The organism is Achromobacter sp. UBA5777 (assembly GCF_002418565.1).
GTDB classification, from domain to species: domain Bacteria; phylum Pseudomonadota; class Gammaproteobacteria; order Burkholderiales; family Burkholderiaceae_B; genus Achromobacter; species Achromobacter animicus.
Genome location: NZ_DIEJ01000299.1, coordinates 206 through 10,357, shown reverse-complemented (window position 1 = coordinate 10,357; position 10,152 = coordinate 206). Strand labels below are relative to the sequence as shown.

The following is a 10,152-nucleotide window of genomic DNA, read 5'->3' as shown; positions in this document are numbered from 1 at the left end:
CATATGAAAATCAGAACTCTCGCTTGCATGGCCGCCGCGCTGCCGTGCTTTGGCGCCGTCCACGCCCAGACCGTACCCCAGACAGCTCCCCAGACGACCCAGCCCGCCACGACCGGCGGTCCCGTGACTTCGATGGACGCCATCCGGGTCGAGGCGAGCGCTGACGCGTCCGCCGGCGGCCTGTCGGCGCCGTTCGCAGGCGGCCAGGTGGCCCGCGGCGGCCGTGTCGGCATCCTCGGCACCGAGGATTTCATGAACACGCCGTTCAGCGTCACCAGCTACACGAATGAGCTGATCCAGGATCGTCAGGCGAAGAGCGTGGGCGATGTGCTGCAGAACGACTCGGGCGTGCGCGTGGCGCGCGGCTTCGGTAATTTTCAGGAGTCGTACTTCATTCGCGGTTTCATCCTGAGCTCGGATGACGTGGCCTACAACGGCCTCTACAGCCTGCTTCCCCGCCAATACATCGCCACCGAACTGTTCGAGCGCGTGGAAGTGCTGCGCGGCGCAACCGCCTTCCTGACGGGCGCGACGCCCGGTGGCGGCGGCATTGGCGGCGTGATCAACCTGGTGCCCAAGCGCGCGCCGAACGAACCGCTGACGCGCGTCACCACGGGTGTGTCCAGCGGCGGCCAATTCCAGCTTTCCACTGACATCGCGCGCCGCTTCGGCCCGGATGACAGCACCGGCATCCGCCTGAACGCCGCACAACGCAGCGGCGACACAGCGATCGATGACGAACACAGCCGCACCAGCGTCGTTTCGCTGGGCCTGGACTGGCGGTCGGCCGACACGCGCCTGTCCGCCGACATCGGCTGGCAGGAAAACAAGCTCAAGCGTCCGCGTCCCAACGTGACGCTGGGCGCCGGTGTCACGACCGTGCCCGATGCGCCGGACGCCAGCTCGAACTACGCGCAGCCGTGGACCTATTCCAACGAACGCGACGTCTTCGGCACGTTGCGCGCCGAACATGACTTCAGCGACAAGCTGACCGCTTACGGCGCGTTCGGCATGCGCCGCAGCGACGAAGCCAATTCGTTGGGCAATATCACGCTCACCAATGGCAGCACCGGCGCTGGCAACTTCTACCGCTTCGACAACACCCGCGAAGACAGCGTCAACACGGGAGAAATCGGCCTGCGCGGCAAGTTGCGCACCGGTCCCGTGGGTCACGAATTCGTCGTGTCGGCCTCGTGGTTCGATTTGAAGAAGAAGAACGCGTACGTGATGGACTTCCGCAACACGTTCCCCACGAACATCTACGACCCCATCTCGTACGACAAGCCTGCATTCAGTGCCGGCGCGCTGCGCGGCAACGACCTGGACAACCCCGCGTTGCAGGGCCGTACCCGCCTGAGCAGCTATGCCATCGGCGACACGATGTCCTTCCTTGACGACAAGGTGCTGTTCACCGCCGGCATCCGTCATCAGCGCATGTCGCAACGTGACTACGCCTACAACACCGGCGCGGAAAGCGGCGCCTACGACGCCAGCCACAATTCGCCGGCCTTCGGTCTGGTGTTCAAGGTGGCGCCGAGCGTTTCGCTGTATGCCAACTACATCGAAGCCTTGGTTGCCGGCCCGACCGCGCCCGCAACCGCTGGCGGCCGTCCGGTGCCGAACGTGGGCCAAAGCCTTCCGCCCTTCGTGTCCAAGCAGAAGGAAGTGGGCGTGAAGTACGAAGGCGAGAGCCTCGGCGGCGGCCTGGCGTTCTTCTCGACCGACAAGCCGCGCGCGGCCTACAACGCCAGCAACGAGCTGACCAATTCGGGCGAAGACCGCCACCAAGGCGTCGAGCTGACCGTCTTCGGCGAGCCCGTGCGCAGCGTGCGTCTCCTGGGCGGCCTGACCTGGCTGGATGCCAAGCAGGTCAAGACCGGCACCGCCTCGCTGAACGGCAACCGCGTGATCGGCGTGCCGCGCTTCCAGGCAAACATGGGCGTGGAATGGGACATCCCGGGCGTGGAAGGCCTGGCGATCGACGGCCGCGTGGTCTACACCGGCTCGTCGTATGCCGATGACGCCAACACGCTCAAGGTTCCCGGCTGGACCCGCTTTGACGCCGGCCTGCGCTACATGATGGACGTGGACGGCCACGTCGTGACGCTGCGTGCCCGCGTCGACAACATCGCCAACCGCAACTACTGGTCGTCGGTGGGCGGATATCCGGGCAACGGCTACCTCGTCCTGGGCGGCCCGCGCACGTTCTCGCTGTCGGCCAGCATGGACTTCTGATCGCGGCGGGCTGATGCCCGCGCATGAAAAATCCCGGCCTCGTGCCGGGATTTTTTTGTCTTAAGCGCGGCAAACAATGTGCCGTGACAATCGCGAAGGTGCGCGAAGGTGTCTGACGCCCTGGGGAGATGATCGTCAGCTTGCGATGGTGTCTCAACGGGTGTCAGACACCGTGGATCATCTGAGCCACAACCAAAGTCTCACCAGAACCATCCACCCCGCGACAGGCTCGACTCGCAGCTCTTGTACTGCGCCGTGAACTTCTCGGCGCGCGCCTGCACTTTCTGCGACACCGTCTTCAACCACGCCTTGCGGTCATAGCTACGGTTGCGATAACCCGTCCAGCCCTCGTGGTAGTTCAGATATTGCCCATACGCATCCCACTTAGAGATCCCGTTGATGCGCTGCGTCTTGCTCATGTACCAGCCCATGAAGTCGAGCGCGTCGGCAAAGTTGTCGCGGCTGGACGTCCAACCGCCCGCTTCGCGCTTGTAGTCGGCCCAGGTTTCGTCCTTGGCCTGCGCGTACCCATAGGCGGAACTGACGCGGCCCCACGGAATGAAGCCCAGAAAGTAATAGCGCGGCGGCAAGGCGTCGTGCTTGAAGGAAGACTCCTGGTACATCATCGCGATGGGCACCGGCACCGGGGCGCCCCATTTCTTCTGCACGTCCAGCGCCGCGTCGTGCCATTCCGGTTTCTCTCGGAAGATGGCGCAGATGTTGTCGGGATTCGAGGGCGGCGCGGTGGCGCAGCCGGCTAGCGTCAGCAACAGCGTCGGCGGCAATAGCCGGATCATTGGCAGGCTTCCTCCAGGAAAAATGCGCCGGGGTTTCCCCGGCGTTGGCGGCCGACGTCTCACCGGCATGCCTGGATTGTATTGAAACGTTTCGTTATACAGGCTGCGCGCCGATCCGAATTGCCCGGATAAAGGCAAAAAAAACGGCCCCGGGCGATTGCGCGGGGCCGTTGTTCAGGCTGTCAGGCCTGGCAGGGGAGTCGGGATCAGACCTCGATCACGTCCGCCACGTCCTTGTAGTCGGCGATCTTGTCGAAGTTCAGATACTGATAGATCTGGTCGCCGCTCTTGTTGATGACGCCCATGTCGGCCATGTACTCGTCCTTGGTCGGGATGCGGCCAAGCTTCGAGCAGATGGCGGCCAGTTCGGCCGAACCCAGGTACACGTTGGTGTTCTTGCCCAGGCGGTTCGGGAAGTTGCGGGTGCTGGTCGACATGACCGTCGCGCCTTCGCGGACCTGCGCCTGGTTGCCCATGCACAGCGAGCAGCCCGGCATTTCGGTGCGTGCGCCGGCGGTGCCGAACACGCCGTAGTGGCCTTCCTCGGTCAGTTGCGTGGCGTCCATCTTGGTCGGGGGAGCGACCCACAGCTTGACCGGGATGTCGCGCTTGCCTTCGAGCAGCTTGGACGCAGCGCGGAAGTGGCCGATGTTGGTCATGCAGCTGCCGATGAACACTTCGTCGATCTTGGCGCCGGCGACTTCCGACAGCGTCTTGACGTCGTCGGGGTCGTTCGGGCAGGCAACGATGGGCTCATGCACGTCGGCCAGGTCGATCTCGATGACCGCGGCGTATTCGGCGTCGGCGTCCGGCTCCAGCAGCTTGGGATCGGCCAGCCAGGCTTCCATCGCCTTGATGCGGCGGCCCAGCGTGCGCTCGTCTTCGTAGCCGTTGGCGATCATCCACTTGAGCATCACGATGTTGCTGTTGATGTACTCGATGATCGGTTCCTTGTTCAGGAACACCGAGCAACCGGCGGCCGAGCGTTCGGCGGAGGCGTCCGACAGTTCAAAGGCTTGTTCGACCTTCAGGTCGGGCAGGCCTTCGATTTCCAGGATGCGGCCGGAGAAGATGTTCTTCTTGCCTTGCTTGGCAACCGTCAGCAGGCCTTGCTTGATGGCGTACAGCGGAATGGCGTTGACCAGGTCGCGCAGCGTGACGCCGGGCTGCAGCTTGCCCTTGAAGCGGACCAGCACCGATTCCGGCATGTCCAGCGGCATGACGCCCGTGGCCGCGGCAAAGGCCACCAGGCCCGAGCCGGCAGGGAACGAGATGCCGATGGGGAAGCGGGTGTGCGAGTCGCCGCCGGTGCCGACGGTGTCGGGCAGCAGCATGCGGTTCAGCCACGAGTGGATGACGCCGTCGCCGGGACGCAGCGACACGCCGCCACGCGTGCTGATGAATTCCGGCAGCGTGTGGTGCGTCTTGACGTCGACGGGCTTGGGGTAGGCGGCGGTGTGGCAGAACGACTGCATCACCAGGTCGGACGAGAAGCCCAGGCAGGCCAGGTCCTTCAATTCGTCGCGGGTCATCGGGCCGGTGGTGTCCTGGCTGCCGACCGAGGTCATCTTCGGTTCGCAGTAGGTGCCCGGGCGGATACCCTTGCCTTCCGGCAGACCGCAGGCGCGGCCGACCATCTTCTGGGCCAGCGTGTAGCCGCGGCCGGAATCGACCGGATCCTTGGGCAGGCGGAACAGCGTCGAGGGCGCCAGACCCAGCGCTTCGCGGGCCTTGGCGGTCAGGCCGCGGCCGATGATCAGCGGAATGCGGCCGCCGGCGCGCACTTCGTCGAACAGCACGTCGGACTTGACCTCGAATTCGGCGATGACTTCACCGTTCTTGATGGCCTTGCCGTCGTAAGGACGCAGTTCGACCACGTCGCCCATTTCCATCTTGGAAACGTCGAGTTCGATCGGCAGGGCGCCGGCGTCTTCCATCGTGTTGTAGAAGATCGGGGCGATCTTGTTGCCCAGGCACACGCCGCCAAAGCGCTTGTTCGGCACGAAGGGGATGTCTTCGCCCGTGAACCACAGCACCGAGTTGGTGGCCGACTTGCGCGACGAACCCGTGCCGACCACGTCGCCCACGTAGGCGACCAGGTGGCCCTTTTCCTTCAGGGATTCGATGAACTTGACCGGGCCGCGCTTGCCGTCTTCTTCCGGTTCGAACGCGGCGCCGTCGCGCTTGTTCTTGAGCATCGCCAGGGCGTGCATCGGGATGTCGGGACGCGTGGTGGCGTCGGGGGCGGGCGACAGGTCGTCGGTGTTGGTTTCGCCAGGGACCTTGAAGACCGTGATGGTCAGGCTTTCCGGCAGTTCCGGACGGCTGGTGAACCATTCGGCGTCGGCCCAGCTTTGCAGCACGGACTTGGCGTTGGCGTTGCCCTTGTCGGCCTTTTCCTTCACGTCGTGGAAGGCGTCGAACATCAACAGGGTCTTCTTGAGCGCATCGGCGGCGATGGTGCCGATTTCCGCATCATCCAGCAGGTCGACCAGCGGGCCAATGTTGTAGCCGCCGAGCATCGTGCCCAGCAGTTGCGTCGCCTTGGCACGGCTGATCAGCGCACAAGCTTCCTTGCCCAGCGCCACGGCGGCCAGGTAGGAGGCCTTGACCTTGGCGGCATCGTCCACGCCGGCCGGCACGCGATGCGTCAGCAGCTCGACCAGATTCTGCTCCTCGCCAGCGGGCGGGTTCTTCAGCAGTTCGATCAGTTCAGCGGTTTGTTTGGCCGTAAGGGGCAGCGGGGGAATCCCCAGAGCCGCGCGTTCGGCGACGTGTTGGCGGTAAGTATCCAGCATGTGAGGCCTGCTCAAAGTCGGGTTGGAAGAAGGGTTGTCGGCCGGAATTGTAGAAGCAAGTGGGGGCCGGTAGCAAATGTCTTATATCTTATATAAGACTTGAGTCGATAGCTGTTGCTCGGCGGCGACGTCTTGGCCGGGCGACCGGTGTCCGGCGTCCGGCGTCGGGCGTCGGGTAGCGGGCCTCGGGTGGCAGGAGTCAGGCGGCAGGAGTCGGGCGGCAGGAGTCGGGCGGCACGCGGCAGCGGGTGGGAAGGTGGGGCGGGGGCCCAGGCACCTCGCAAAGAAAAAGCGGCCGCCTGGGCCGCTTCGGGAAAAAGCCCGCGCCCGCCGGTCAGGGTGCCGTGGCGTCGTACACCACCCCGACGCGCGCAAAATTGCCGCCATATTGCTTGACGTCGACCTGGAACGGCGCGCTATCGCCCGGCGGCAGCCGCGGCATCCGCAGTTCCTGCAACATGGCGCCGGTGAGCTGATCCTGCGCGTCGTACAGGCTGACCCACACGCGCACCTTCTCGACCTCGCTGCTGCTGTCGTTGCGCACCCGGCCGTGCACCGTCACGTACTTGTAACGGAAGCGGTAGGTAAAGTTCAGCGTGCCGGTGCCGATGGCGGCTTCGGTGTTTTCCACTGTCACGGCCAACTGCGGACGCGGGCCGGGCAGGGCGGCGCGCTTGGCGGGCAGCCAGTTTGTCTTGACCTCCGAAAAGCGTTCCACGCGCCCGGTCAGCGCCACGGGCACGCGCTCGCCAGGGTACAGATGCGTCGGCAGGCTCCACGACTGGCGCAGCTCGAGCGGACGCGATCCGTCGAACACCGCGATTTCCGCCCGGGGCGACAGCGCTACGAACTGGTCGCTGGTGTTGACCAGTTCGGCATACAGCACCGGGCGTTCGATCTCGTCCAGCAGCCGGCGAGGTGCGGACAGCTTCAACGCCCCGCCATCAAACAGGGCGAAATCCGGGTCCAGCAATTCCTCGGTGGTCAGACGGACATGGTCGATGACCCGCGTGTTGGCCGGGGTGACGCGCACGATGCGGCTGACGGGCGGCTTGGCCTCGGGCGCGGCGGGTTTGGCCACGGCCTGCGCCGGAGGCGGGCTGGCGGATCCCAGCGCGGTGTATTTCCACGCGGCATACCCGCCCGCGCCAAACAGGATCAGCGCCAGCCCAGCCAGGGCCGGCCGCGACAGGCGCCGGGAGGAGGAGGGGTCAGCTTTCACTTTGCACCATGTAATCGTAGGAGGCGACCTCGCCGTCGCGCAGCATTTCGCAGCGCACGTCAAAGGACGTCAGCGCGTCGGGGGCCAGCGGGCTGGCGGTCGCGTAGCCGTTGCCCGTGCCGATCAGGCCGCCGTCGGCGCCGTACAGCATGACCGTGATCTGCGTGCTGCTGGCGGGGTTGGTGCCCTGGTTGCGGATCAGGCCGACCAGACGGTAATTCCCGTCATTGCGCACAAGCTGAACGCGGCTGGCAGCGACGTCGTTGTTCTTGCCGCGCGCGGGTGACGGCGTGCCGACCTGCAAGTCGTAGCGGCTGTACGCCTTGGACGGCAACGATATCTTCAGCGGGGTGTACTCCCCCGGTTCCAGCGAGCGCGCGGGCGCCGAGCCCGACACGGTGGACAGCGACAGGTCGCCCTGGAAGAACGATGCCGTCACGCGCGGCACGTCGATCTTCCGGCCGGTCTCGTTGCGCACGAGCATGACCAGCTCGTTGCGGCCGCGCGTCTTGACCTCCTGCACGTCCGTCAGCTTGACGAGTGAGGCGTCGATGGGCGGTTCGACAATGCGGGCGGGCAGGGGCGACGGGCGCGAACCCAGCGATGAGACGACCAGCGGAATGACGACGGCGGCAAGGATCGCCGCCGAGATCGCCGCGATGGCGGCGGGCTTGATGGGCGCAGGCTTGGGCTGCTGGATGTTTCGCAGGATCTTTTCCAGCCGCTGCGCGACGTTGTCTTCGACCAGCGTCACCGCATGGCAGTGGCTGCACTGGTATTCGTTGGTGTCCAGCTTGGTGAAACTGGCGCTGCCGCACGTGGAGCAGGTCAGCGTCACCGTGTTGATAGTGGTCTGTTTGGGCGTCATTCTCGCGGGGCGTCCTTTACGCTGGGCGTCATTTACGCTACGCAGGCGGTCCGGCCGCGCGCCGCGAACCGGGATGGCGCGGCGGGACCGGCGTGAAGGGCTTACCGGGCGGCAAGGATAGCGGCCGTCGGCCACCCCCGGGGTGCACGAGCGCATCAGTTTGTGACCATATGTGTGGAATCGGCGCTATGGGGGCCGGAATGCATCCTCCGCCCGGTGCTATCATGCCCGGCGAAAAATCGTTGTCACATCAATCATTACGCCGCCGTTTCCCGTCGATCCGCTCTCCTGCCGCCCCAATTGGCGCGCAGCCGGGCAGAGCCGAGGTCTGGCTCTTCCTGCATGAGCATCTATCAACATCTGCTGTTTCTGGCCTGCGTGGCGCTCGCCACCTATGCCCAGACGATGACGGGCTTTGCGTTCGGCCTCGTGCTGCTGGGCCTGTCGGGCGTGTTCCAGCTTGCCTCGGTGTCCGAAGTGGCCAACGTGGTCAGCGTGCTGTCCCTGGTCAATGCGGGCGTCACCTTGCTGCGCGCCAAGCCGCAGGTGAACTGGTCGCTGCTGACCCCTGCCGCGGTAAGCAGCCTGGCCGGCGTCGGCGTGGGGGTGGCCGCGCTGACGTGGATCAGCGGGTCCATGGCGGTGTTGCTGCAGTTGCTGCTGGGCGTCACCATCCTGGCGTGCGCCATTTTGCTCGTGACGCGAACCCAGCCGCTGGCGCAACTGTCTTCGCGCACATCCAGTGTGTTGTTCGGCGGCGTGTCGGGCGTGCTGGGCGGCCTGTTTTCCAGCGCCGGTCCACCTATGGTCTATCACCTGTACCGCCAGCCGCTGCCGCTGGCCACCATCCGCAACAGCCTGCTGATTCTCTTTTCGCTCAACGCCACGGTGCGCTTGGCGCTTGTAACCGGGCAGGGCGCGTTCATGGCGTCGTCGTTCTGGCTGAGTGTGCAGGCGCTGCCGGTCGTGATCGGCGTGACGTGGTTTGCGCGCCGCTACAGCACCGAGAATTCGATGAAGAAGGTCAAGCGTATGGTGTTCGTGCTGCTGCTGGCCGCCGGCCTGGGACTCATCGTCCCGGCGACGAGGATATTGGCGGCCGGCTAGGCGCGGCCGGCTAGCGCGGCCGGCTACGCGCTGCTGGCTAAGCGAGGCCCATCGGGTGCGGCCGGCGAGATACCGCCGGCCTCACTCTCCCGTCAACCACGCTCCCCCGTAATGTAGCGCTCGAGCTCATGAATGATGAATTTCTGCTCGCTCATCACGTCCTTGACCAGGTCGCCGATGGACAGCAATCCGATCAGCTTGTCGTTGTCGATGACCGGCAGATGGCGGAAATGCCGTTCGGTCATCATGGCCATACAGTGTTCCCGCGTGTCGGTGGGACTGACGTAATACACCGAGTCCGTCATGATGTCGCGCACCTTGGTCGTTCGCGACGACCGGTCCTGCAGCACGATCTTGCGCGCGTAGTCGCGTTCGGTCAGCATGCCCAGCACCACGTCGCCTTCCACCACCACCACCGCCCCGATGCTGCGGTCGGCCATCGTCTTGATCGCGTCGAAGACCGACGAATCCGGCGAAACCGTCACGACGGCGTGATTAGCCTTTTCCCTGAGAAGCTCAGCAACTGTCTTCACGATGTGCTCCCGAAACGGTGGAGAGGTTCGAAGCACCATCCTAAGCCTGCCTGCGGCATTGCCGCAAGCCCGTCCCCCCTCGGTTCCGCCCTCATGCCGCTTCCTTGCCGTACAACGACGTGCGCAAGTAGGTCAGCGCATCGCTGCGGCTGGCGAGGGCGTCAGCGCCGATGCGGTCATGCCAATGCGATTCCGATCCTGCCGCGAGCCGCCATTCGCGCAGCCTGCGCGTGTATAGCTGCAGGTCGTACTCCTCGGTGACGCCGATGGCGCCGTGCACCGCGTGCGCGATGTCGGCCACACGCGGCACGGCCTGGCTGGCGCGGGCCTTGCCCAGCGCGGCGAGCAGCGGACGCGGCAGGCCGTCATTGCCCTGAAAAGCCAGTTGTGCGGCCATGCGGGCGGCCCACACGTGTTCGGCCATCTCGCTGATCTGCTGCTGCACGGCCTGAAAGCGCCCGATGGGCTTGCCGAACTGCGCGCGCTGGTTCGCATAGTCCAGCGTCATCGCCAGCACGCGATCCATAGCGCCGGCGATCAGCCCCGCGTAGGCGGCGGCCGCCATCGTATCCAGCGGCGCCGGACTGTCGAG

At 65.3% G+C, this 10,152-nt stretch carries 8 protein-coding genes; 2 read left to right on the top strand and 6 right to left on the bottom strand.

Features of this window, described 5'->3' with window-relative positions; translation table 11 throughout:
* Nucleotides 1–3 precede the first annotated feature (3 nt).
* Complete coding sequence (locus B3446_RS26160) at nt 4–2,235, top strand: TonB-dependent receptor (RefSeq protein WP_291386843.1); 2,232 nt, start codon at nt 4–6, stop codon at nt 2,233–2,235.
* Between the two features lie 200 nt (nt 2,236–2,435).
* On the opposite strand, the gene B3446_RS26155 is transcribed toward B3446_RS26160, so the two are convergent.
* The 4 genes from B3446_RS26155 to B3446_RS26140 all read right to left on the bottom strand — a co-directional run bounded on the left by B3446_RS26155 (nt 2,436) and on the right by B3446_RS26140 (nt 7,920).
* Entirely contained in the window at nt 2,436–3,032 is a 597-nt protein-coding gene (locus B3446_RS26155; protein ID WP_056563184.1) for a hypothetical protein, read from the bottom strand.
* A gap of 206 nt (nt 3,033–3,238) precedes the next feature.
* The gene (gene acnB, locus B3446_RS26150; RefSeq protein ID WP_175123661.1) at nt 3,239–5,830 is read right to left on the bottom strand and encodes a bifunctional aconitate hydratase 2/2-methylisocitrate dehydratase; all 2,592 of its coding nucleotides are present in this window, start codon (nt 5,828–5,830) and stop codon (nt 3,239–3,241) included.
* Nucleotides 5,831–6,164: 334 nt separating this feature from the next.
* Nucleotides 6,165–7,052, bottom strand: coding sequence for an FxLYD domain-containing protein (locus tag B3446_RS26145; protein ID WP_291386840.1), 888 nt, complete (start codon nt 7,050–7,052; stop codon nt 6,165–6,167).
* A complete protein-coding gene (locus tag B3446_RS26140; protein WP_291386838.1) occupies nt 7,042–7,920 on the bottom strand; it encodes an FxLYD domain-containing protein in 879 nt (292 codons plus the stop codon). Before B3446_RS26140 ends, B3446_RS26145 begins: the two co-directional genes overlap by 11 nt.
* A gap of 342 nt (nt 7,921–8,262) precedes the next feature.
* Between B3446_RS26140 and B3446_RS26135 the strand changes: the two genes are divergently transcribed.
* Nucleotides 8,263–9,027, top strand: a complete 765-nt coding sequence (locus B3446_RS26135; RefSeq protein WP_191575774.1) for a TSUP family transporter — start codon at nt 8,263–8,265, stop codon at nt 9,025–9,027.
* 92 nt (nt 9,028–9,119) lie between these two features.
* Here B3446_RS26135 and B3446_RS26130 read toward each other — a convergent pair whose 3' ends face one another.
* Together B3446_RS26130 and B3446_RS26125 are read right to left on the bottom strand one after the other, a co-directional pair.
* Nucleotides 9,120–9,560: a CBS domain-containing protein gene (locus B3446_RS26130; protein WP_105239654.1), complete on the bottom strand. Its 441-nt coding sequence runs from the start codon at nt 9,558–9,560 to the stop codon at nt 9,120–9,122.
* Between the two features lie 91 nt (nt 9,561–9,651).
* Nucleotides 9,652–10,152: acyl-CoA dehydrogenase family protein (locus B3446_RS26125; protein WP_291386836.1), on the bottom strand; the 501-nt coding region annotated here is incomplete at its 5' end.

What these genes read in the sequence shown, in the direction of transcription:
- B3446_RS26160 (WP_291386843.1), top strand. Translation starts at nt 4, where the DNA reads ATGAAAATCAGAACTCTCGCTTGCATGGCCGCCGCGCTGCCGTGCTTT.
- B3446_RS26155 (WP_056563184.1), bottom strand. Translation starts at nt 3,032, where the DNA reads ATGATCCGGCTATTGCCGCCGACGCTGTTGCTGACGCTAGCCGGCTGC.
- acnB (WP_175123661.1), bottom strand. Translation starts at nt 5,830, where the DNA reads ATGCTGGATACTTACCGCCAACACGTCGCCGAACGCGCGGCTCTGGGG.
- B3446_RS26140 (WP_291386838.1), bottom strand. Translation starts at nt 7,920, where the DNA reads ATGACGCCCAAACAGACCACTATCAACACGGTGACGCTGACCTGCTCC.
- B3446_RS26135 (WP_191575774.1), top strand. Translation starts at nt 8,263, where the DNA reads ATGAGCATCTATCAACATCTGCTGTTTCTGGCCTGCGTGGCGCTCGCC.